Here is a 23,520-nt window from a genome sequence, read left to right as displayed (position 1 = left end):
ACCTTTATGGAATGCCAATTGGCAGCGGCTGCGGCGCAACGCGCACCAAAATCTCGGCGCTATCTCCAACAACCACCTGACTGTAATTTAGGAAGGGAACCACTACCCGAATGGCACCTGTGGTGTTTACGGCCGTAAATCGTGCCACCCCCGTCTCATTGGTATTCCCAAATGAGAGCAGTTCTCCAGTGGCGTTGTCGTAAAGTGCAACGGCCGCATTCACAATCCCCTCCGTGAGTTCCGGCAAGAAGTTGTTGTTACTGTCGTAGTAAAGCGTCACGTTGATGGTTGCCGTTTGGCTGCCGCCACCAATTGGGGTGGATGTGGGCAGCGGTTGGAACTGCACCACAGGCGGTGGCGCAGGCGTAGGCGTAAAGAATTGCGCGAAGTCAATGGGGGTTGGCGTAGGGAATGGTGTAGGGAACGCAACTGTGGGCTGAGGCGTAGACGTGGCAATTGTGCCACCTGTTCCACCCGTGCCACCACTGGAGGAACTCGTTGGGAACGGTGTTGGGGTTGGTGTAGATTCTTCTGCCGTACATGTCAAATCATATGTATGCTGGTCAGCCTCTTCCAAAGGAGGATCATTCACCGGCCCAATCACAATAAACAACCAGCCCGTGTATGTAGAGAAGTAACTCACTTCACTACCAAAATCCAAGCCCCCTTTATCATCATTGCCCAACCAGGGGTTAAACGGATTTCCGTTGTTATCCCAAAAAATCATGTTTGTATCCGCCGCTGACCCAGCGGGAATGATGGTTTCGCATGTGTAGAAAATGCCCGGTTTTATCCACATCTTGTAAATGTCGGTATCTTGTGTACTGCCAAGCGAAGGTACAAAATTCATGCTACTTTTGGTTTCGCCAGACACAATGAGGCAAGCCGTGTCGGTTGTGCTGTTGAACTCACAATTATCAACGCCTGATGGAAAACCAGATGGGGGTGTTGAGGTTGGTTGTACTGAAGAATCCACTTCAAAGCAGTACAGCTTGTTCACAGGATCAACCGGGGATTTGTTGGTGACGCGCGCATAATAAAACCCGTCTACGTTGGCTGTAAACTGCACTTCGGACTCAAAAATACCGGGGGCAATGTCATCATTGCTGGCGATGAGTGATTGATTGGTATCGTACACATCCAGCACGGTATCTAAACCAGCGTCCAGTTCAGAGGTTGAGACAATATAGGTGATCCCAGCTTTGCCCCACCAGCGGAAGTAATCTTGATCGCCGGGGGGGTAAAAGGTTAAATCGCACAGGTCAGCAGCATCTGCGGCCGTTTCTGTGGCTTCATTAAAGTTATTATTTGGCTCCAGCGCATCGGCAAAAATCTGCGGCGTGGCGGTTGCGCCAGAATCATTGTCGGTAATGTTGATGGAGGCAACGCTGGGGGAGCCGAGCGTGGCACTAACAGGGTTGGTAATTTGCAGCAAAAATGATTGGGTACCCTCAATGGCCGTATCGTCCACAATGGTGATGCTTATTTGCTTGGGGGTGGTGTCGTTGACACCAAACGTAATAATCCCCGATACTGCAACGTAATCTGAAACAGCAACGGCCGTACCATTTGCAGTAGAATAGCTCACGGTAATAACTTCGGTTGGTGCTGTATTAACATTCACGCTCAAAGTGGCTGTGCCTGCCCCTTCTGAAACATTAAGATTGCTATTGTTCAGGGTGAGGATGGGCAGCGTTTGCGCCTGAATGGGGCTAGCTACTTGCGTAAGCTGGTAAAACGAAATTGCAGCGATAATGAGAATGGCAAAACTCAGCATAACTGAGATGATGCGCCTCATTTTTTGATTCTGAGAACTTGCCATAGGGTCCTCAATCTACCTACAAAGGTTGGCGGAGAAATAGAGTACAACACCCTCTAAATGCCGCCACTAATTTTACATAAAGGAATTCAATGTTCTTCAAGAGGGATTATAAGGAGTGTCAAAAACAATAGCAAGTGTGGCGCGTAACCATAAAAAGTAAGAGGCAAAGAAAAACGGCCGCTTCCAGTTGGAAACGGCCGTTCAAAAAAAGTCCAATTTAGCAATTTACGCCGTGCCGGCGAGCACCTCATCCACCAGACCGTAGGCCATTGCCTCTTCGGCACCCATGTAAATATCGCGGTCAGTATCTTCCTCGATACGCTCAATGGGCTGCCCAGTGTGGGTAGAGAGGATGCTGTTCAAAGAAGTACGCAAGCGCAAAATCTCACGCGCCTGAATTTCAATGTCTGTAGCCTGCCCTTGTGCCCCACCAAGCGGCTGATGCATGTGGATGGTGGCGTTGGGCAGTGCGTAGCGCATCCCTTTGGTGCCTGCCGTCAGCAAAACCGTGCCGAAGCTGGCCGTAAACCCAACCGCCACGGTAGAAACCGGGCATTCAATCTGCTGTATGGTGTCGTAAATAGCCAAGCCAGAATACACCATGCCACCTGGACTGTTTATGTACATGCTAATTGGCTTGCTGGAATCTTCACGCGCCAGATAAAGTAGCTGGGCCACAATCAAATTGGCAATTTGATCATTGATGGGCGTACCCAGCATAATGATTCGGTTTTTTAGAAGCAGAGAAAAAATATCGTATGCACGCTCACCTCGTCCGTCTGATTCTAGCACCATGGGGACAAGCGACGTTGGCAAATTCATCATGGGTTTGTTATCTCCTACTCAGAGACTTTTGAAGTTTTTTCTTGCGAACTCGTTGCATTTAGAGCAAAACTTCAAAAGTCTGACTGCAACAATAATGCGGGGGAAGTGTAGCCCGCTATCGTTAGATTTACGTTATTCTTCTGCTGCTGCTTCTACCTCTTCAGAAAGTTCTTTGGTTTCTTCATCTGGTTCTTCTACTTCTGTGGATTCATCTTCAGAAACGGCCGTTTCTTCCACCGCTTCATCATCTTCTGCAATGTCAGCCTCATCAGATTCAGCTTCATCTGCTTCCAACTCAGCCAAATCTGGCGCATTGCCGGAGAGTACGGCCTCAACGCGCTCGTATGCTTTTTCCATCAGCACTTCGCCACTTAGCATGTCAAAACCAGGGCCGCTCTTGTAGTAGTCACGCATCCCTTCCAAAAGTGCTTCATTATCGCTAAACTGGCTCACGCGCTCGTCAATTGCTGCCTCAATATCATCTTCGTTTACGCGCAGCTTCTCATCGAAAATGAACTGGCGCAATACCAACTGCCGCTTAAGCTGTTCCTCAGCCCCTTCGCGGAAGTTCTCGCGCAAATCTTCTTCGGCGGTACTTTGCAACTGCAAGAAATCCTCCCAGCTCCAGCCAGACCGCGTTACCTGATTTTTGAAATTGTCCACCATGCCATCAATTTCGGTTTCAACGGCCGCTGGCGGGTAAATCAGTTCGGCATCTTCCAGCATGTCGTCAATCATGCCTTCAATCAGGGCATTTTTGGCTTCGCCTTCAGCACTATTTTGCAACTCCTGGCGGATCGAGTCGCGTAGTTCATCAAGCGTCTCAAAGGTGCCTTCCAGCTTGGCCAACTCATCGTCCAGTGGGGGCAGATTGCGGCTACGCACGTTGAGAACGTTGATGGTGAAGGTCGCTTCGCGCCCAGCTAATTCTTCTTCCTCAAACTCATCGGGGAAGGTGACGCTAAACGTCTTTTCATCACCAGCAGACATGCCGATGATATTGCCAACAAAATCGTCACCCCAGAAAATCTGCTTGCCGTCCATCACTAAATCAACGCTTTCACTGTTGAATATGATGTTGTCTTCGGGATGCTCGTGTTCAGTAGTTTCTTCGGATTCGGCCGTTTCTTCATCGTCGGCTTCGGTTTCAGCCTCAGGTTCCTCTGGCTCGTCCTCATCGGTGGGCAGCAGTTCACCCTTACCGCTCAACGTTACCATGTCCCCCTGCTCTACAGGGCGATCGGCATCTTCTAGTTCCTGGTGCTGAGCTTGAATGCGCTCCAGGGCTTCATCAATCGCTTCTTCAGTAATTTCTATCGGCTCAATTTCTTTACGCAGTTCGCGGTAATTGCCCAGCGTCACTTCTGGGGTAAGCGGAATGGTGAATTTAAGCACCAGCGGCTCCATCTCCATATCATCAAAGTTGGCTGGAGCATAAATGTCAGGGTCAACTTCGTCCAATGCTTCTGTAAAAACAGATTGCAGCATATCTTCAACAGCTTCGGCACGCAGGGCATCACGGCCTACGCGCTTGAGGAGCACCTGGTAAGGCACTTTGCCTCGGCGGAAACCGGGAATGCTGACTTCTTTGGCCAGCTTGCGAGCGGTTTGCCGCATCTGCTTTTCTACGCGCTCCTCCGGGACCTCGATGGTCATCATGAGCTGCCGCTGATCATCTTGTTCGGTTTGAATATTTAACGTCACAACTTACCTCTCAAAAAATTAAAGCGTTGCCTGTGCAGCAACGCTCTTGGTCTCTTAATTGTGGGGATGGAGGGACTCGAACCCACACGCCTTGCGGCACATGATTCTAAGTCATGCGCGTCTGCCAATTCCGCCACATCCCCAGCAAGCGTACGATTATACCACTGGAAAAGTCATTGCCAAACGAGCTTGGCGATTAAAATCTCGGCAACAAGTTACGAAGCCCACCTTCGTGGGCTGAATTCCAGTTAGCATAGGTGCAGATTTATCTTTCGCAATAGGGAATGTGCAATTGTCCCTAGTTGCATCTGTGGCACAATGCCAATAAGATTCGGGGCATGAAACAGTTTTTTGTGGGGACTTTTGAGCTATTGAAGGAAAGTGGAAAGGGCTGGTCGCGGGATAATGCGTCGCTATTGGCGGCGGCATTAGCGTACCATACGCTTTTTGCCTTGGCACCGCTGCTGGTCATTGCGGTGGCGGTAGCGGGGATTGTGTTTGGCGATGCGGCCGTTGAAGGGCAGATTGTGGCTCAAATTGGGGATACGGTGGGGACGGAAACGGCCGTTGTCATTGAAAACCTCATTCACAATGCCAGCATGTCTGGAGCCAGCACGATCGCCACGCTTTTAGGCAGCTTATTGCTGCTTGTAGGCGCATCGAACCTATTTTTCCAGCTACAACGCACCCTCAACATGGTTTGGGGCATTCAACCAGACCCTAAACAGGGGATTCTAAACATTATCAAAAGCCGCTCCCTGACGTTTGTGATGGTGCTCATTGTGGGGCTGCTGCTGTTGCTTTCACTCATCATTACCACGCTAATTACGGCCGTTGGTGACAGACTAGCCGAATGGTTGCCGGGCATTGGCATGTTGCTGCCCCAAATCAACTTCCTGGCCTCCCTCATCATCCTCACCATCATGTTTGCCCTCTTGTTCAAGGTGCTGCCAGATGCCCAACTGACCTGGAAAGATGTGATGATGGGTGCCGTTGTCACCACCTTACTGTTTATGCTGGGGCGTTTTCTGATTGGGCTTTATTTGGCGCGTGGGTCAGCGACGTCTGCCTACGGTGCGGCGGGTTCGCTGGTGCTTATCATGCTTTGGATTTACTACTCTGCCCAAATCTTCTTGTTTGGTGCCGAATTTACCCAGGTGTATGCCAATAAATTTGGCTCCCACCTAAAACCAGCCGACAATGCCATCTGGCGGGACTCTCAGGTGAATATGCCCATCCCTGAGGAGTTTCGGAAGAAGTAATTGGGTAATTATGTAATTGAGCAATTAGCCGCTCCAGTTACCCAATGACTCGATTACCTTAATGACTATCCACAAAGTCACTGCCTTCATCACCCGTGAACGCCCTAAGGGCCGACAACTGCTGCTGTTTCAGCATCCTCAGGCAGGGGTGCAGCTTCCGGCAGGGACGGTGGATGAAGGGGAAGATTGGCAAACGGCCGTTCTGCGTGAAGCTCAAGAAGAAACCGGACTCACCCAACTCACCATCCACTGCTACCTGGGCAAAATCGAAAACGAACTGGCCGCTGGGGAAGCGATTCTAAACCAGGACAGCCACATTTTTAGCCAGCCAGACGAAAGTTCGCTGCCGTTTGTGCCGCTGCTCAGCCGGGGGATGACGTTTGAGGTAGGAAGTGTGAACGGCCGTTTCCACCCAGTCACTTACACCGAATACGACCAGCTACCAAACCCCACCCAAATTACGCTCTACATTGATGGCTGGCTACCCAGTGAGCGGCTAAGCTGGCGCAAAACCCGCCATTACGCTCACCTGCACTGTCATGAGAACACACCTGACCGCTGGACACTCCTGAGCGACCGCAACCACACCTTTGCCCCCTTCTGGGCCAATTTGCAGCCCAAACCCAGCGTCGTCCACCCGCAAAACCGTTGGCTAGATGATGTGTATGTGGATTTGATACGGCCGTAAAAAAAATTGCCGCCCACCGTTTTTTAGCTACAATTTGCCGCAAGCAAGTCCAGTGTTTCATACTACTCTGTCCAACTTATTTTAGGTTATGGGGGTATAAAATGAGTCATTCCGCCCGCAGGAATTTAGCACTTTTAACAATTTTTGTTCTCGTTTTTGCCGTTTGTTCTGCTCTCTCTTCACCCGCTACTTCATCGGCTTCTCAGGCTGGAGGAAGCACAAATAACACCTACCTGCCGCTTATCATAGTACCGCGTGAATTCGAGATGATCCCCACAAATGCCACGTTCAACAACGTCACCGATATTACCCATGCTGGTGATGAGCGACTTTTTGTCGCTGAACTGGCCGGAACCATTAGAATTTTGCAGCCCAATGGCACCACGTCTCTTTTCCTAGATATACAGGATCGCGTGGTGGATAGTGGAGCGGAACAGGGGCTCTTTGCCCTGGCGTTTCATCCTGAATATGCCACCAATGGCTACTTTTATGTGACGTATACGGCCGTCTTCCCCCAAGATAGCAATAAATCAATCCTGCGATTATCTCAATTTCAGATGACGGGCAACCCTGATGTGGCTGACCCTGACAGCGAAGAAATATTAATGAGTATCGTCCAGGACTTCACCATACACAACGGCGGCGCATTAGAATTTAACCCCAAAGATGGACATCTGTACATGGGCGTCGGCGATGATTCACAAAATCTGCTGGCCCAAGATGATGGTTCAAAAAAAGGGAAGATATTGAGGATCAATGTTGATGTTGGCCAGGCCGCACAAAGTTTGGTCATGCAACAAGTTGATGAAGATATGATGGCTTCTACGGCCGTATCTGTTGAAACATGGGCCAGAGGGCTGCGTAATCCCTGGCGGATGGCAGTAGACCCGGTTTCCGGCAATATCTACATCGGTGATGTTGGCGATCGTGCTTGGGAAGAGATTGATATTCTCCCCTTTGGTTATAACGGCAGCAATTTTGGCTGGCCTTGCATGGAAGGGCCCGATGTTTTATTTACAGACGGTGACTGCAACAAAACGTTCGATCAGCCAATTCATTCCTATTCGGTAGGCTGTTCAGTCATTGCCGGGGAATTTTTCCGCTTTGCTGGCGATTTAAGCCTAAAGGGCAGTCTAATCTTTGCAGATGGCTGCACGAGAGAAATTCAGGCATTATCTTTTTCTGACGGTAGCTGGCAGGTGAACATCGTTGGGGACTTAACAGATGCGCCTGACGGCTTCTTAACAACCTTTGGTCAGGACATCAACGGCACCGTCTATGTGGGTCTTCTGGGGTCAGATGTTCCCTTGTTGGAATTGTACATTCCTCCACAGTAACAGCGTCCAAGCGGCCGATCTGGAATAAAATGGGGACAAAAAACGGCCGTCTTGCGGTCTGTCTCAAATGGGCGTCTTGCGCTCTAAATAAAAGGTTTTGTTAGATTGCGTTATCTCGTTGTCTTTTCATTTCTCTTGAAAACTCACCGAGCATACCTAGAGTGTCAATAAACTGTTGGTTGAATATTAACTCAACGTTTACACTTTGTTTAGATAGAAATACTATGACAGAATATGAACGAACTTGAATTTCTAGCCGCGAACAGAGCTTGAATACTAAGTGTTTGGTATGAGCATTTAAATACCCTCCCCATATTAGTATAGTTCTTTCCAATTTATCAATTAGTATTGGTAAACTTGAAATGAAAAGGTTTGAGTACTTTTTCCACTCATTATCAGAATAATTGTGCGAAATTACGTCAGAAAACATGTCCCAAACATCAGTATATTTTCTTTTACGTTCAAATGTTCCTTCCCGAAATTGTCCTGGGTAAAGTGACATGTACTCATTTTTCCATGAATGAGGCAGCAATGATAACTTTTGTAAAATGTCGTGTTTGATTTCAGAAGGGGAGCTTTTCTGAGGAGTTTCCCAATAGTGATAGAGATCCAGTCGATATTTTTTTACTTCAGTATCTAGCAAAGATTTAGTTTGGCTGGATTTTGAATCGTACTCATCATGATGGTCTAAGCAAAGAAACGCAAGATTGTTTGGATTATTGTTGTTTGGATTATGGTCTAGGTGTGCAATTTGACCTTTTTTAATGTCAAGATCACCGTTTAATCCAAAACAGACACAACAACGTCTTTTACTCTTAGTGAGTACCTCTGTCTGAATTGGTTTTGGTGTTTGTTTCCTTGACATGTTTATTAGCCGATAATATTTCTTAGCAATCTAACGCCTATTAGCCCTCTATTCATTTAATTAATATGTTTTGATCCCATGCAATTTCGAGAGCCATCTTTCCATCCTCCTTTACACCGTACGAAAACCTCCTTGTGAAAGCTATTTTTGGATCATCCGAACCTTGAATTTGGGAACGTTCTGCGTAATATTTCAAACTTTTTGTTTCTACCGCCAAGCCTAACGTAACCAAACACTCCTCGATAGCTTCTATATCAGACTCCAATTCAGCCCAGTCCGAAACTGCACCAGGCTGATGTGCGTATCCATTTCTCCTTTTTCTTATGGCGTGCAAATCCTCGGTATTTGCATAGAGCGAATTGTCTGCGATGTAGCAAATCCGACCATTAAAATCGTTTCTATATGGCTTCTTCAACACATGGCCATTATCACCCAACCAAACAGACAACGAATCATCCAAAATACAAGCCGCTTTTATATATAGTAACGTTGGAAGCAATTGCTCAAGCAAAATATCTCTATGAGTTTGACCTAAATATAAAGCATATGAACTCGGATAATGTTTTGCTGTTTCTGCTTCCAATCGAAATTGACGCCATGCTTTTCTCGAACTCCATTCTTCAGAGCTGCTCATCATCTCTCCTTACCTCCTTACCTGAGGGCTAACGTTTTGCATGAGGCGTGAGGCCGTTTTTTGGCCGAATCGCACTCCATACCTTGCTCCGGCGTGGTCTTCACAGGGCTGCGGTCGGCGTCTCGCCGCACCACTTATTCGCTTTACTGCTCCCCCCACATTCAGTGTTAAAAACCATCCTAGGAATTCTCCTCATAGGCCAGTCGTAGCCAGTTAATTGCATCGGTATCTAATTCATCCAATGAGGTAAGGCCAATCTGGACTTGCATCGTTTCCTGCATTTTACAAGGTCGGAGGCGCCCGCCAGGCGGTTGCCCTTCAAGACGCAGACCAACATCAACGCGATTTTTAGTAGAGGGTCGCACACGTGCAAACGTCCGTCGAGAAGTCAGGAGCGAAACATACGTTTTGCGCGTCTGGATGGTAAATTCGCCAAATTCTGACACAGCACTGATGATTGCATCATAGATAGGACGCAAATGTGGGCGATCTGAATACTGACCTTCAACCAATTCATCAGCAGAGGCACTAACCCAGTCAGGGTAACCGAACCGCTCCATCACGAGCAGGTTTGCTGCATATCCTGTCACCCCCTGCTCGGTTAGCCAAGCACGCAAACCGTTCTCATCCTTAAAATTTTTGTTGCGTACGCGCTTATTCCACTGGTCTAGGCTTTTACCCGACTGCTTCTTAAGGACGCGAATCCACATATCACGATTGCTGTTCCAATCCAAAATATTAGTCATGAGGCAATATCAATCCTTAGTGCGTTTCTCGCGCTCCACTCCGGCTTGGTCTTCACCGGGCTGCGGTCGGCGTCTCGCCGTACCGCTTATTGTACCGGTGAAAGTTTGGAACCTATGTTAACCAATGAGGCAGAGTAGGTGGCATACTGGCTCATTGGTTAACAACCCAATATTGCCCACCGACATCGTTTGGTAAATCATCAGCGTGTTGGACCTCAAATGATTTAAGAGTTAAAAAAGCGCCCCATCCACCGCCATCATGTACTAATCGCTCAAGCGATTCAGGATACATGCTGTTCCAATTGAAACCAAGATCAGCAGCTATTAATACTCCTGATGGTATTTCATCGCCCTCAGTGAATCCCTCATAATTTGGCACTTGCTGTATTTCGCAATAAATAATCCGCGCAGTTTCATTTCGATCAGTTTTGCCTATCTGACGCCACATTTCAATTTGCTCGGTAGTGATGCTATCCCTTACGATTGGGATGCCTTGAAATTCTTCACATCTTTGAGTTGCACCAGGCACACCAGAAAGGGGTGGGTTGGAAGATTCAGAGGAAGTTGATGAATCTTGTTGCGAAACAATGGATGAATCAGGTATTTCAGATGTTGCTTCGTTGGCAGAAGAATCCCGATCTCTCAAGATACCTTCTCCAAATAGAAAAACCAATATTGCAACAATTAGCCCTAACAAGGCAATTATTTGAGTTAGAGTGTTACGGTCCATGCAATGTGCCTTTTACTGAATGTCAAAACAAAAAGGCCACCCGCTGCCAAGAAGTGCGAGTTCATTGGCGGCCACGGATGACCTCATAAATCAAATAATAGCTTGGTTGATACTACAAGTCACTGGCAATCTGGCCGCCTGCACTTTGAACTCGTCCAGACATAATAACAAATCCAATCATTCGTGACAATAGCTTTACCAAGCTAAGTTGTGGATATTTTTGTAGGTGATCACGAGAGTACAAATAGGCTCTATGTCGCGTTAGCCTCAAGTATGCACAATTACTAATCAAGTCTCCTGTTTTAAGTAGCCCCGCCTTCTGACATCCGGTACACTTTGCCAGCCGCTAACGGCAACCACTTGTTGTTTACAAAATAGGAGCGTTTCATGAGTTATTCCCTGATTCATAATGGAACGGTGATTGATGGCAACGGCCGTTCCCCCATCCAAAACGGCGCAGTTCTCATCCGCGATAACAAAATTGAGCAGGTGGGGCGTAAAAACGAGATTCGCCTACCTAACAGCGACGTGCAAATGATCGACGCGCAGGGCGGCCACATCTTGCCCGGCCTCATAGACACCCATGTCCACTTCATTTTCGATGGCATCAATTTTGTTGAGGGTATGAACACCCCGTTCTCGCTCAACTACTACCAAGCAATTGAACCGATACAGCGTACACTAGACGCTGGGATAACTAGCGTTCGAGACGCAGGCGGGGCGGATTTGGGCATGAAGCAGGCAGTGGAGCAAGGTCTCATCGCCGGGCCGCGTATGCAAATCAGCATTAGCGTGCTGACCATCACGGGCGGGCATGCGGATAGCTGGCTGCCCTCCGGTCTCGATTTTGGCCTCATTCCCGCCACACCCGGCCGTCCTAGCGGCTTGTGCGACGGCGTGGAAGAAGTACGCAAAAAGGTGCGGGAAATCTTACGTGCTGGTGCCGAAATCATCAAGGTTTGTTCCACTGGCGGCGTCCTCAGCCCCACCGACCATCCCGAATTTACCCAGTTCAGCCCAGAGGAGCTGGAAGTGATGGTACAGGAAGCGGCGTACCGGCGCGGCGTGAAGGTGATGGCCCACGCGCAAGGTGCCGAGGGCATCAAAAACGCGGTGCGGGCGGGCATCCACTCCATCGAGCACGGCATTTATGTGGATGATGAGGCAATTGAGCTGATGTTGGAACGCGGCACCTTTTTGGTTCCAACGCTGATTGCACCGTTGGCCGTATTGGAAGCGGCCAAAGCAAGCGGCACGATGCCAGAATGGGGCGTCCGTAAATCACGCGAGGTGATTGAGAGTCACAGCGAAAACATTGGCAGAGCCTTCAAAGCGGGCGTAAAAGTGGCGATGGGTACCGACGCGGGCGTGATGAAGCACGGCACCAACCTGCGCGAACTCGGGCTAATGTGCAACGTGGGCATGTCGCCAATGGATTCGCTTGTGGCCACAACCAAAACGGCCGCACAATGCCTCGGTTGGGACGACAAGGTCGGCACGCTGGAAAGCGGCAAGCTGGCCGACGTCATCATCACCCACACCAACCCGCTGGCAAACATCCGCAGTTTGGAAGATGTAGACAATATTCGGCTGGTGATGAAAGACGGCCGTATCGTGAAAAACCTAATGTAAAGAACCTCCCGGAGGTTCAAAACCTCCGGGAGGTTAAAAGCTATGGAAGTACAAACCAACCACAATCGCCAGGTCATGCTCCAGCGAGTCAAAACGTATTGGCTCGTGGGCGTGCTGCAAGAGTCGCTGCACGGCGCAGAGATGATCGATCTCGCCATGACCTACCGCACCAATGCCGTCGCTAGCCACGTTACGATCCACGGGTCGCTTAGCGATTACCATCAGCCAGACAGTTTGCTTCCCGACGAAGTCTTTGACACCCCCCTCCCCATCGGCACCCAAATCACCGAGGTGTACGACGAGGCGGAAGGCACGCTGCTCATCATGGGGGAGCCGGGCGCGGGCAAAACCACCATTTTGCTGCAACTGGTGAGCGATTTGCTGCTGCGGGCGCAGGTAAACCACACGCATCCCATCCCCGTTGTGTTTAGTCTGGCTAGCTGGTCGGGTAATTTGCCCTTGGGAGACTGGATGGTCAACGAGTTAGCCAATCGGTACGAGGTGCCGCGCCGTCTAGGGCAAGAGTGGCTAAAAAATGGCGAACTGCTCCCCCTGCTGGATGGTTTAGACGAAGTGGAGCAAGAGCATCGCGTCGCCTGCGCTCAAGCCATCAACCAATTCCGCCAGCGGTACCTGACGCTGCCAACCGTTGTTACCTGCCGCATCAAGGATTATGAGGCGTTGGCGACGCGGCTCAATTTGGCGCAGGCGATTGTGCTGCAACCGCTCTCGCTAGAGCAGATTGACCATTATTTGGGCAGCATGGGGCCGCGCCTGGCCGGGCTGCGCGCCGCACTGCAAACAGATAGAACCCTGCGCGAACTGGCGGAATCGCCGTTGATGTTGAGCATGATGACGCTGGCCTACTATCGGATGCCAGAGCAGGTTGCCCTATCGCTGGGGGATCGCAAGATGGGGCGCACGCTGCTGTTTGATGTGTACGTGGAGCGTATGGTGCGCTATCGCGGCGGCGAGGAGCTGTACGAACCTGCCCAAACTGTACAATGGCTGGGCTGGCTGGCACAGAAGATGTCTCAGTTCAACCGCACCATCTTCTTTTTGGAGGGATTGCAGCCAAATTGGCTGCCCCGCGAGCAGCAGCGGCACTTTGTGTCGGGCATACGGAATCGGCTGGCGGGGCTATTTGTGCTGATTGGTGTGCTCATCGGGCTGCTGGGCTTACTCATTGCCGATTGGCGGGCGTTGCTGGGGGGCATTGGCGTGGGGCTGCTGACGGGCGGCCTGCTGGCTGTCTTCCGGCTGCTGCTGGTATGGGCGCGGGTATCCTGGTTCCGCATTGAGACGGTGGAAACATTGAACTGGCGTTGGCTACGCGGTCTGATCGGTGGTGGTTTGGGCGCAGTGGGCGGGGCGGTGCTGGGGGGCTTGCTCTGGCTGGTCGGGCGCGGTTGGGAACCCTCCCCGACCTGGATTTTGCTGCTGGCGCTGCTTGGTTTTGTGAGTCAGTTTGTGGCCCACGCCGTGGAGCGGGATGAGACAAAGATGCGAACCGTGCCGGGGCAGGGCTTTGTGCGGTCAGCGCAAAACGGCCGTCTCATTGGCACACTCACCGGGGCAGGAACGGCCGTTAGTCTGGGGCTTGGCTGGCTAATCAATAATTTACTCAACTGGGGTCTCGGTTGGCAACCGTTTTTGCTTTTTGCCATTGGTGCCACGCTGTACCTGGGGCTTTCGGCAGGTTTAGCCTACGGCGGGCTAGCGGCCTGGCAGCAGCGGCAGCTTAGCCGGGTACTGGCCAAAAATCAACTCATCCCCGAAGATTTTCTACCCTTTTTAGACTACGCCGCCGAGCGCAATCTGCTGCGTAAAGTGGGGGGCGGCTTCATGTTTGTTCATCTGCTGCTGCTAGACTATTTTCGGGAAAATGGTGGACAGCCATCCTCATGAGTTCCTTTACAGATGCCACAACATTTTTGGGGCAACTAGTTACTGCAGAAATTGATCGCCCCCTAAATTCGCGCCATCCTCAGTGGAACTTTACCTATCCCGTGAATTACGGCCACCTGCCCAACGTGCCTGCACCGGATGGGGATAATTTGGACGTGTATGTTTTGAATGTAACCGAACCATTGCAACAGTTTACAGGCAAATGCGTGGCTGTTATCCACCGACTAGACGACGATGATGACAAATTGGTTGTGGTGCCGTTGGGCGAAAGCGTATCCGACGCTGAAATTCGCGCCCAGACCGATTTTCAGGAACAATTTTTCAAGTCTGTCATCCTCAGGTAGCCTCACGTAACCGCGCTATGGTCGCTTGCACGGCCGTTTCCTCCGGTTCTAGCTGCACATCTGCAAATACGCGCCAACGTTCTTGGTGGGAGACGGCCGTTTCCGATGCCAGGATCGTTCGTGGTCCCAATGTTTCTAATTCTAGGCAGAAATCATCACAGTAGCATTCACTGGAGCTGCCAAAGTCATAATAATCGGCTTCATCTTGATAAGCCGCTTCCTTCATAAACAGCGTATCGTCCACCCAGTAAGCCAGCCAGCTAGCCTGGTTTGCCCAGCCAACCTTGAATTTCTCGTCGGTCATGATGGCCTGCACAAAGATAAATCGGTTGCCAAGCTGTACACGAGGCGAATCTAGCCGCGCATAAGGCCAAAAGGCCAACCGACGGTTTGGCAGCAGGCCGGTATCCATGTCCGATTGGGGCAAGATGGCAAAACCGCCTGTTTTAAGTTGAGTGATTCCCCACGGTGCTAGCGTCACCGGCTCCTTGCCCCGGTTAATTAGCGTGTGTTCCACCAAAACGGTTGCCGAGGCATCTGGCAATGTCACCGAGATACTTTTTTGGATTCCGGTGAGCGGTTCAGTGGGTTGGGTGAAGGTGATAGTTTGGGGAGATACGGCCGTTACCGTCACCGGATCATCATCAGGCACATAGGTTCGTTCGGGGTCTTCCGGCGCGTGCCACAGCCGATGCCCACCACGAAAATTGTACCGCTGACCGGCAGGAGTCATCGCATGTGCCTCCGGCAATGCAGCAAACAAATTGTCACCGCCGTGCAGCGCCAATCCAATAATGCGGGGCCCCACTGAGCTTGTTACCCAAAGCGACAGCGAACCATTTTGCATCTGAACGCAATCATAATTTGCAAATCGCGTGTTGTTCCACTCAAAATCAGTCATAATTCCTCAACACCTTTTCCAAACTTTAAGCTAAATGTGAGATAATTTACAGAAAATCGTCTTAATGACCTAGACGTGATACGCTAAGATATTATGGAATTTTTTCAAGAACTCCCTTTAACCCTGCTCAATTTTAGCCTAATTGCCCTGGCTTCGTGGCAAATTGGGCGGCTTTTTGCTCATTTTAATTTACCCAAAATTAGTGGCTATCTATTTACCGGCCTTTTGGCAGGCCCCTTTGTGCTTGGCTTTGCCAGCAGCAAAGTCGTGGAATCGTTACGGTTTATTGACGAGATTTCGCTGGCGTTTATTGCATTTGCAGCGGGTAGCGAGCTGTATTTGCCAGAAATTCGGGGGCGGTTGCGAAGTATTGGTTTGGTTACGGCCGTTATCGTCTTTGTTACGGTGGTTGGTGGCACGCTGGCAGTATTCTTGCTGGCCGACTTTATTCCCTTTATGCAAGAGTTTTCGGTGGCCAGCCAAGTTGCCATTGCGCTCATGGCTGCAACCATCATGGTGGCACGTTCCCCATCTGTTGCCATTGCTTTAATCAACGAGCTACGCGCACGAGGGCCATTTACGCAGATGGCGCTCGGCGTCACCGTTATTTCTGACGTGTTGGTGATTGTCTTTTTTGCCATCAGTGCCGACATTACCGGTGCCATTTTAACAGGTGTTTCGATCAATTTGGGACTGCTGCTGCTGTTGATTGTCGAGCTAATGCTGTCAGTTGGTCTGGGTATTGTGTTAAGCAGGCTGCTATTGTTGGCTCTTAACCAACATTGGCAATCAACGGTGAAAACGGCCGTCATCCTGGCACTTGGCTATAGCGTGTACGCTCTGTCTGGCTTCATCCGCGAATACACCCACGATAACTTTCCGGTAGAAATTTTGCTGGAACCCCTACTCATTTGCATGGTCGCTAGCTTTATCATCAACAACTACAGCAGTCGCCGCCTGGAATTTTCTGAAATTTTGCACGATGTAGGCCCATTCATCTACGTTGCCTTTTTCACCCTGGTAGGTAAAGGATTAAAGCTAGATATTTTAGCTCAGGTTTGGCCCATCGCTCTGGCACTGGCATTTATCCGCGTGGGCGTGATTCTCATCGGCTCTTTTAGCGGTGGCTTGCTGGCCAGGGATTCTATGAAGAGCAATCGGTACAAATGGATGGTTTTTGTCACGCAAGCGGGCGTGGCACTGGGCTTAGCAAAAGAAGCTGCGGTTGCGTTCCCCGGCTGGGGCGATGCTTTTGCCACCACCATCATTGCCATGGTGGTACTCAATGAAATCGTTGGCCCCATTTTGTTCAAATTTGCGCTGAACCGAATGGGTGAATCCCATGTTCAGGCTGAACCCGAACCCTTCGACGGTGTGCGAGATGCCATCATTTTGGGGCTGACGCCGCAATCCATCACCCTGGCGCGGCAGCTAAAAGCGCACCATTGGCAAGTACGCCTGGCGGCGTTGAACAATGAACAAACGCAATCACAGCTTGCATTGCTCAACAACAATGTGCAGGTGCATTTGCTTGAGGAGATTTCGGTGGCTGCGTTGCAGTCGCTAGAAGCAACCCAGGCAGACAGTTTTGTGTTGATGCTGTCTAATGAGGAAAATCTGGCAGTGTGCGAGCTTGTCTTTGAACATTTTGGTACAGAAACGGTGGTTGTCCATTCAACTGACCGGGAGCTGCGCTCAACGTTCCAGGAGCTTGGGGCGTTGATTGTGGAGCCGGATACGGCCGTTGTCTCCCTGCTTGAACAATTTGTGCGTGCCCCGTCCGCTACATCGCTGCTGCTAGGTACTGATCACGAGCAAGAGATTGTGGATGTAGAACTACGCAACCGTGATTTGGCCGGCGTAACGCTGCGCGAACTGCGCCTGCCTCTGGATGTACTCATCTTGTCGGTACGGCGTGGGCAGCAAACGCTGGTCTCGCATGGGCATACCCAGCTTAAATTAGGGGATAAAGTTACTTTGTACGGCGTGCCAGAGCGGTTAGACGAAGTCATGTTGCGCTTCGACACACAGGATGCCCGTGTAGCATAAGATGGATCAACTAATGGAAGGGTAGCCATGCCGCTGTATCCGGGTGAACTGCTCAACAAACGGTATCGCATTGTGAGTTTACTGGCAGAAGGTCAGTATGGAGCTGTTTACCGCGCACGAGACGTGGTGGATAACCTTGATGTCGCCGTGAAAGAGTACCGGGACAGTTCGGTTGAGATGCAAAAGCGATTCCGGCAAGAAGCGCGTCGTCTCAGCGACATGTCTCATCCGCAACTGCCCACCGTGCTAGACCATTTTGCCATTGAAGAAACGGGCCAATATTTGGTGAGCCAATATGTTGACGGGGTGGATTTGCAAAGTTTGTTGGAGCAATACGGCCGTCTCCCAACAAACCGCATCATTGAATGGCTACAGTCTGCCTGCGAGCCACTAAATTACCTACACGAAAAAGGTCAACTGCATCTCAACATCAAGCCTGCCAATATTCGCATTGCCTCAGATGGCACGGTTTTTCTGGTAGACAGCGGCTTGCCAGGGCTAGGCGTACCCCAACACAGCCAGGGGTTTGGCGCCCCAGAGCAGCAGGCGCAGCTAGATGTTTCCCCTGCCAGCGACATTTACAGCCTGGGAGCCACGCTGTACACGCTGCTCACCAACCAGGTGCCGCCCAATGCCCTCAGCCGGGAAAGCGGTCTGACCAATCTGACTCCCGCACGCGAGGTGAATGAGGACGTGCCACCTTATCTGTCGTTGGTGGCCAGCCGTGCGCTTTCTATTCGCCCCGATTCACGGTATGAAACGGCCGTTTCCTTCGCCACAGCCCTGGCAAAGCCAAACAGTCAACCAGAACCGCTACCGGAACTGCCCCGCCGCAGCCCCGAACGACAGTTTGGCAATCCCAAGCCGCCGCGTCTGGCTCCGCGCACCCGCCGCCAAATGGAGCAACGCACCATCATCGCCCTGGTCGTTTTATTGGTATTGGTTATTGTTGTCGGTGCTATTTTTACCCTGTCCGGCTTGGAGGAAGATGATCCTGTAACGCAAGCGCGCGCCACCGCCACGCTAGAGTCAGCCATCGTCGCCGCACTCACCTCAATGGCTCCAACGCCTTCGCCCCTACCGGCCCCGACGCTGCCGCCCACCCCTAGCCCAGTACCGCTCATTACCGACACTGGGGCGCGGATGGTGTTTATGCCGGGCGGGCTATTCAGGATGGGCACAGATGAGGGGGAAGCAGATGAACGGCCGTCTCACCTCGTCCGGCTCAACCCATTTTTCATTGATGAAACAGAAGTGACCAACGGGCAATATGCCCAATGCGTAGCCGCTGGGGTTTGCAATACACCCGTGCGTCGCTCTGCCACCTACCACCCCGCCTACTTTGGCGACCCCGCCTACGACGATTACCCTGTCATCTTTGTTACTTGGTACGATGCAGATGCGTTCTGCGACTGGCGCGGCGGGCGGCTTCCGTCGGAAGCGGAATGGGAGATGGCTGCTGGATTTGATCCCAGCCAATCCATTGTGCTGCGCTTTCCGTGGGGAGATGCCTTTGACGGTACAAAGGTCAATTTTTGTGACACTGGCTGTACCCGCGACGTGCGCGACAGCAGTGTGGACGACGGGCATCGGGATACCGCACCAGTTGGGAGTTTTGTGGACGGCCGTTCCCCCATCGGCGCTTACGATATGGCTGGGAACGTCATGGAGTGGGTCAGCGACTGGTATGAGCCGCGCTACTACGAAAGCAGCACCGACACCAATCCGCTTGGCCCAGCCGAGGGAACTTTCAAAGCAATCCGGGGCGGCTCATGGCTTTCCACGGCCGAGGAGCTTAGAATCGTGGCGCGCGGCTCGTTTGACCCCAGCGTAGCCCGTGCCAACCTGGGTTTTCGCTGCGCCATGACGCCACCGTAAAACCTCCCCCAAAACCGCAATTTGTGGCAAAATAGCGTTATCAATTGTTTCAGGACTTACCTAGTTGCTCCGGCCGGTCTCCTGACCGAGCCGGCTAGGTGGCACGGCGAGACGCCGGCCACAGCCCAACATATTGTCCTAAAAGATAACCATTTATGTGAAAGGAACGAACATGAACATTTTTCGCCGCGTTTTGCGTTGGCTCTTTATTTTAGGCGGCATCGTCGCGGGGTTGATAACCGCCATCGCTGCCTTTTTTGCCCAAAGACTCATTCAACCGTTGCGCCAACCGCTGTGGGGCACACCAGACCAGCTAGACATGACTTACGAAGACGTGACCTTCCCCGCCACCGATGGCGTACGCCTAAGCGGCTGGTTTATTCCCGCTCCTGCCAATTCCCCTCGCAAAGGGGCGACGCTCATCATGGTGCACGGCTGGGGCTGGAACCGCCTGGGCGAAGCGGCCACCGACGTGGTGGCTAACATGACGGGCGCCTCTCAGGTGGATTTGCTGCGGCTGGCGCACAGTTTATATAAAGATGGCTTTGGTTTGTTGATGTATGACGGCCGTAATCATGGTGAAAGTGGCAGTCAAGCCCCGATGCAGTTTGGCGAAACCGAGGCGCAGGATGTTGTGGGGGCAATCGCCTACCTGCAAGGCCGTCCTGAAGTGGCCGCCAACCGGATCGGCGCGCTTGGGTTTTCGGCTGGCGCCAACACGGTACTGTACGCCCTGGCTGAAACGGATGAGATTCAAGCGGCCGTTGCCGTGCAGCCCACCTCCCCCGCTCACTTTGCTGAACGATTTGGGGTGCATCAGTTTGGTTTTTTGGGGAGAGTGATCTTGCCGTTGGCAGAGTTGATGTTTCAGCAGGCGGGCGGACGGCCGTTGAAGGAGTATCGTTTGGGAACGGCCGTTGCTCAAGCAGGCCAGACCCCCGTTTTGTACATTCAGGGCATAGACGACCCGTGGGGCAGCCCCGAAGACGTGCAGCAAATGGCCATCGCCACACCCAACCCCAGCGGCCCCCTGCTTGTCCCCGGCACCGACCGCTACAGCGGCTACCAATACTTGATTGACAATCCCGCCATTGCCACTGCCTTCTTCGAGCAGCATCTGCCAGAATAATGCCATATATATGTTAAGCATAGCTGCAGAATTGCATTTGCATTTATCCATAGGCACGGCGTAGGTGGCAGAGGGTGGTGAAAGCTGCTTCGCTTACCGTAAAATCGGTGTCGCGCACGGCCGTTTCCAACGCAGGCATCGCATCCAGAGCCGGTAAATGGCTGAGTAAGGTGGCGGCAGAGGCGCGCAGCTTGTTGTCATCCGATTCGCTAATGAGCTGTACCAGGAAGGGCATGGCCGCTGCGCCATCAGGTACGATACGGCCATTCTCCCGAAACGCCATCGTCAGCCAGCGCTGATCGGCGGGATTGGGCGGCTCCCATTTGGCCACTTTGCGCCGCGCTCGCAGCGTTTCTAATGCCCCGTTAGCTGCCGAGCGCACAAACCATTCGTCATCATGTCGCTCGACCTGAATGAGCTGCTTTTCTATCGAAGTCGAATCGAGCAGGGCCAGCCCCAGCACCGCCGCCCGACGCACCTGAATATCATCATCACCCAACGCTTCTAGCAAAATTTCAACCCCGCGCGACCCATTTAAAGCCAAGCCCTCGGCAACAATTTGGCTCAAGGTTTCATCTTCACCGATGAGTGCGCCCAGCAGTGGCTGCTCTGCCAATGGATGATGTTGATAAAAAAGAAGGCCGTAAACGGCCGTTTGCCGCACCAGCTCATCCCCATCAGAAATCATTTTTGCCAGCAGGCCAATTGCCCGATCATCGCCTAATCGTGGTAAAGCGGCCGTGCCCAACTGCCGCAAAAATGGGTCTGATCGCTCCAGCAGCTGAGAAACAAAGGTAATCACGCCTGGTTCGTTCGACTGCGCCAACGCGGCTGCTGCCCGCTGGCGAATCACTTGCGTAAATGAGGGGCCAGAACGAATCATCTGCCCCAGCAAAATCATCGTTTGCCGCCGCCACTCTCCTTTGGCTGCCGTTAGCGGCAACCAGGACGCTACCTGGAAAACCGACTCACGCGATGGCGAATTATCTTGCCCCTGCAAAAGCTGCTTGGCCAACGCCGCCGGGTCTTGCTGCGCCACGTAAAAGCGCAGCACCTGCGCCCAGGAACTATCGTGCAAATGAGCAGCCGCAGTCGCCTCGTCCTGCTGTGCCACCAAGTAACCCGCTGCCAAAAAGTCACGCCATAGCGTGCCACAAAAGCTGACGCTGTCGTTACCCCACGTTACAAAAATCGGCGTCTGCTTCACCGATTTTTGTAGCTGATTGGCAGCACTGCGATCCAGTTCACCGTCGGCGTCCTGACACATTTCTTCGGCAACGGCCGTTATCTCTGCCCGGTTCAGCGCCATTTTCCCATCGCTAAGCATGATGAACGCCAACTGCTGCCAAAAGGTAAGGTGCTGGGGATCAACGGCTGGCTGCCCAGCCAACATGGATAGGCTATTTTGCAATAGGTCACAAAGCGGCAACGGCCGTTTCGGATCATCCGCCACCTGCGATAAACCGCGCAGAAAATAGTTGAGGGTGGTAGCAGCCGTTATTTGCCCTGGTTGCCAAAAATAAGGCAAACGTGGTGGCTTACTTACAGAAAGTGCTTGCGTTGCTTGCTCAGAAAATTGATCAACTTCCCCCAACCGCCAGGGCATCAATGTACTCCTAGTAAAATCTAACTCCAATAGCAAGCCGTGCCCTGTTAAGCCCGCCGCCACAAACGTTTGCGTCTGCTTGTATTTACGCAACAACGCCTCCAGCCACTCGGCCACGTTCGGCCGTTTAGGAACAGGCAAGGCATCCCAACCATCCAACAACAGCAAAACTTGCCCTGCCTTCAGCTTTTGGTGTAGCAAATCTTTAATACCTGGTGCCGTTAAAGGATTGGCCCGCTTTTGCATTGCGTTGGCCAAAATTGCTTCAGCATCCTCCAGTTCGCCCCCAGCAGCAACACCCAACTCAGCCAGATGAACCAACACGGGCATTGTATTCACCAGAGCAGCATCTCGCCCATCAGCAGTGGCTACAGCACAGCGATAAGCTAAATGTGCCAGCAACGTACTCTTACCTACTCCCGGCTCCCCCGCAATGATGACGCGACGGCCGTTTCGCAGTAACTGCTCCACGCTCATCGTTGGCGGTGGGGGCAAGCCCACGCCACCCGCCCATTCTGGCCACAAGTAACTCACGGCGGTTGCCGCCCGATCTTCGGGCAGCAGCGCTGGATCATCCAGCGGTGCCTGCAACCGAGGAGGCACAAACAGAGCATCTAGCCCGGCCTGGTTACCTAAAAGATGGTGCGTGTTGGCGTAAGCGGCCGTTTCTGCCAAAAATCGCACAGCTACACCAGAGCGCAAATAGGTGATGCGCTCCCGAACCCAATCAGTTAGACGGGCCAACCGGCGGCGGAGGAACGGCCGTATCCGCAAAAAGCTATACGCTCCCACCAGGCCCAGCAACAAGCCCACAACAAATGATATTGTATCGAACTGCCAATTTTGGAATGATTGCATAAGTCAGCCATTGTTCTCGTCGTTGATGTGCAGAGATTATAACACGGCCGTATGTAGCAAAATAAAAAAATTTACGCCCCTTACACAAACTATTTTTTGAAGATTCACAACAAATAAAATGTGTAGCTCATGAAAAACATTGTCAGATTTATTAGAACAGCTTACCATTAGACGGTAATCTAACGGAGCAAATCAGCATATTTTCACACGAGTATTAACACTTTCGTAAGCATAAATGTAACCAACTGTAAGTATGTTTATCCAGTCTCATCATAGTAAAATTATAATCGTAGAATAGCGCAATTTTCAGAAAAAGTTACCCCGTATAAAAGCAAAAACAAATAAACCAGAAGGTTAATGTCAGGTCACAAAAGCACGCAAACAATCTTGATCAATTTATGGAAGGTGCTACAAAAACACCCTTTGAACCGGGCAGCAGCAGAGAACTACTTCAAAAGAAACGGCCGTCTGCCAAGACAAGCCGATTCTTCAGGTAAGCAGTCTTATTTTGCTGTAACCTGAACATCACCAATCAGGTCAGTAGCAGCCCTTATTACCATACAAATAAATTAAAATTTGTGTCAGCACCAACCAATAAAATG

Annotated in this window: 18 protein-coding genes and 1 tRNA gene; 9 read left to right on the top strand and 10 right to left on the bottom strand. The window is 51.4% G+C overall.

Annotated features, from left to right (window positions below; all coding sequences use genetic code 11):
- Nucleotides 1-4: 4 nt before the first annotated feature.
- The 4 genes from ACOQPM_RS25110 to ACOQPM_RS25095 form a co-directional block, all read right to left on the bottom strand.
- Nucleotides 5-1,822, bottom strand: a complete 1,818-nt coding sequence (locus tag ACOQPM_RS25110) for a Calx-beta domain-containing protein (RefSeq protein ID WP_420631138.1) — start codon at nt 1,820-1,822, stop codon at nt 5-7.
- A gap of 225 nt (nt 1,823-2,047) precedes the next feature.
- Nucleotides 2,048-2,644, bottom strand: a complete 597-nt coding sequence (locus ACOQPM_RS25105) for an ATP-dependent Clp protease proteolytic subunit (RefSeq protein WP_420632418.1) — start codon at nt 2,642-2,644, stop codon at nt 2,048-2,050.
- Nucleotides 2,645-2,779: 135 nt separating this feature from the next.
- Nucleotides 2,780-4,351 (bottom strand): trigger factor, encoded by a 1,572-nt coding sequence (locus ACOQPM_RS25100; protein ID WP_420631137.1) that lies wholly within the window; start codon nt 4,349-4,351, stop codon nt 2,780-2,782.
- A 61-nt stretch (nt 4,352-4,412) separates the two neighbouring features.
- Nucleotides 4,413-4,494: transfer RNA gene (locus ACOQPM_RS25095), tRNA-Leu, on the bottom strand.
- Nucleotides 4,495-4,689: 195 nt separating this feature from the next.
- On the opposite strand from ACOQPM_RS25095, the gene ACOQPM_RS25090 reads away from it, so the two are divergent.
- From ACOQPM_RS25090 to ACOQPM_RS25080, 3 genes are all read left to right on the top strand, one after another.
- Nucleotides 4,690-5,613 carry a YihY/virulence factor BrkB family protein gene (locus ACOQPM_RS25090; protein ID WP_420631136.1) on the top strand — a complete coding sequence of 308 codons (924 nt, stop codon included), beginning with the start codon at nt 4,690-4,692 and terminating at the stop codon, nt 5,611-5,613.
- A 61-nt stretch (nt 5,614-5,674) separates the two neighbouring features.
- Nucleotides 5,675-6,301, top strand: coding sequence for an NUDIX domain-containing protein (locus tag ACOQPM_RS25085; protein WP_420631135.1), 627 nt, complete (start codon nt 5,675-5,677; stop codon nt 6,299-6,301).
- A gap of 101 nt (nt 6,302-6,402) precedes the next feature.
- Nucleotides 6,403-7,638: a PQQ-dependent sugar dehydrogenase gene (locus ACOQPM_RS25080; RefSeq protein WP_420631134.1), complete on the top strand. Its 1,236-nt coding sequence runs from the start codon at nt 6,403-6,405 to the stop codon at nt 7,636-7,638.
- A gap of 100 nt (nt 7,639-7,738) precedes the next feature.
- On the opposite strand, the gene ACOQPM_RS25075 is transcribed toward ACOQPM_RS25080, so the two are convergent.
- The 4 genes from ACOQPM_RS25075 to ACOQPM_RS25060 form a co-directional block, all read right to left on the bottom strand.
- Entirely contained in the window at nt 7,739-8,503 is a 765-nt protein-coding gene (locus tag ACOQPM_RS25075) for a hypothetical protein (protein ID WP_420631133.1), read from the bottom strand.
- Nucleotides 8,504-8,555: 52 nt separating this feature from the next.
- A complete protein-coding gene (locus tag ACOQPM_RS25070) occupies nt 8,556-9,140 on the bottom strand; it encodes a hypothetical protein (protein ID WP_420631132.1) in 585 nt (194 codons plus the stop codon).
- 176 nt (nt 9,141-9,316) lie between these two features.
- A complete protein-coding gene (locus tag ACOQPM_RS25065) occupies nt 9,317-9,883 on the bottom strand; it encodes a DUF5655 domain-containing protein (RefSeq protein ID WP_420631131.1) in 567 nt (188 codons plus the stop codon).
- Between the two features lie 151 nt (nt 9,884-10,034).
- Nucleotides 10,035-10,613 carry a hypothetical protein gene (locus ACOQPM_RS25060; RefSeq protein WP_420631130.1) on the bottom strand — a complete coding sequence of 193 codons (579 nt, stop codon included), beginning with the start codon at nt 10,611-10,613 and terminating at the stop codon, nt 10,035-10,037.
- Between the two features lie 387 nt (nt 10,614-11,000).
- Between ACOQPM_RS25060 and ACOQPM_RS25055 the strand changes: the two genes are divergently transcribed.
- The 3 genes from ACOQPM_RS25055 to ACOQPM_RS25045 are packed head-to-tail and all read left to right on the top strand — an operon-like array spanning nt 11,001 to nt 14,497.
- The gene (locus tag ACOQPM_RS25055; RefSeq protein WP_420631129.1) at nt 11,001-12,245 is read left to right on the top strand and encodes an amidohydrolase family protein; all 1,245 of its coding nucleotides are present in this window, start codon (nt 11,001-11,003) and stop codon (nt 12,243-12,245) included.
- A gap of 42 nt (nt 12,246-12,287) precedes the next feature.
- Nucleotides 12,288-14,153 carry an NACHT domain-containing protein gene (locus tag ACOQPM_RS25050; protein WP_420631128.1) on the top strand — a complete coding sequence of 622 codons (1,866 nt, stop codon included), beginning with the start codon at nt 12,288-12,290 and terminating at the stop codon, nt 14,151-14,153.
- Nucleotides 14,150-14,497: an inorganic diphosphatase gene (locus tag ACOQPM_RS25045; protein WP_420631127.1), complete on the top strand. Its 348-nt coding sequence runs from the start codon at nt 14,150-14,152 to the stop codon at nt 14,495-14,497. The genes ACOQPM_RS25050 and ACOQPM_RS25045 overlap by 4 nt, the downstream gene beginning before the upstream one ends.
- Here the strand turns inward: ACOQPM_RS25045 and ACOQPM_RS25040 are convergent.
- Nucleotides 14,490-15,398 carry a hypothetical protein gene (locus ACOQPM_RS25040; protein WP_420631126.1) on the bottom strand — a complete coding sequence of 303 codons (909 nt, stop codon included), beginning with the start codon at nt 15,396-15,398 and terminating at the stop codon, nt 14,490-14,492. The two genes, ACOQPM_RS25045 and ACOQPM_RS25040, sit on opposite strands and share 8 nt — an antisense overlap.
- 93 nt (nt 15,399-15,491) lie before the next feature.
- Here ACOQPM_RS25040 and ACOQPM_RS25035 point away from each other — a divergent pair, with 93 nt between their 5' ends.
- The 3 genes from ACOQPM_RS25035 (at nt 15,492) to ACOQPM_RS25025 (ending at nt 20,454) form a co-directional block, all read left to right on the top strand.
- Nucleotides 15,492-17,447: a cation:proton antiporter gene (locus ACOQPM_RS25035; RefSeq protein ID WP_420631125.1), complete on the top strand. Its 1,956-nt coding sequence runs from the start codon at nt 15,492-15,494 to the stop codon at nt 17,445-17,447.
- 27 nt (nt 17,448-17,474) lie between these two features.
- A complete protein-coding gene (locus ACOQPM_RS25030) occupies nt 17,475-19,325 on the top strand; it encodes an SUMF1/EgtB/PvdO family nonheme iron enzyme (RefSeq protein WP_420631124.1) in 1,851 nt (616 codons plus the stop codon).
- Nucleotides 19,326-19,497: 172 nt separating this feature from the next.
- Complete coding sequence (locus tag ACOQPM_RS25025; protein WP_420631123.1) at nt 19,498-20,454, top strand: alpha/beta hydrolase; 957 nt, start codon at nt 19,498-19,500, stop codon at nt 20,452-20,454.
- Between the two features lie 43 nt (nt 20,455-20,497).
- Here ACOQPM_RS25025 and ACOQPM_RS25020 read toward each other — a convergent pair whose 3' ends face one another.
- Entirely contained in the window at nt 20,498-22,918 is a 2,421-nt protein-coding gene (locus tag ACOQPM_RS25020; protein WP_420631122.1) for a HEAT repeat domain-containing protein, read from the bottom strand.
- Between the last annotated feature and the right edge of the window lie 602 nt (nt 22,919-23,520).

Source organism: Candidatus Leptofilum sp., assembly GCF_965223525.1.
In the GTDB taxonomy this organism is placed as follows: domain Bacteria; phylum Chloroflexota; class Anaerolineae; order Promineifilales; family Promineifilaceae; genus Leptofilum.
This window is presented reverse-complemented; position numbering and strand designations above follow the sequence as displayed.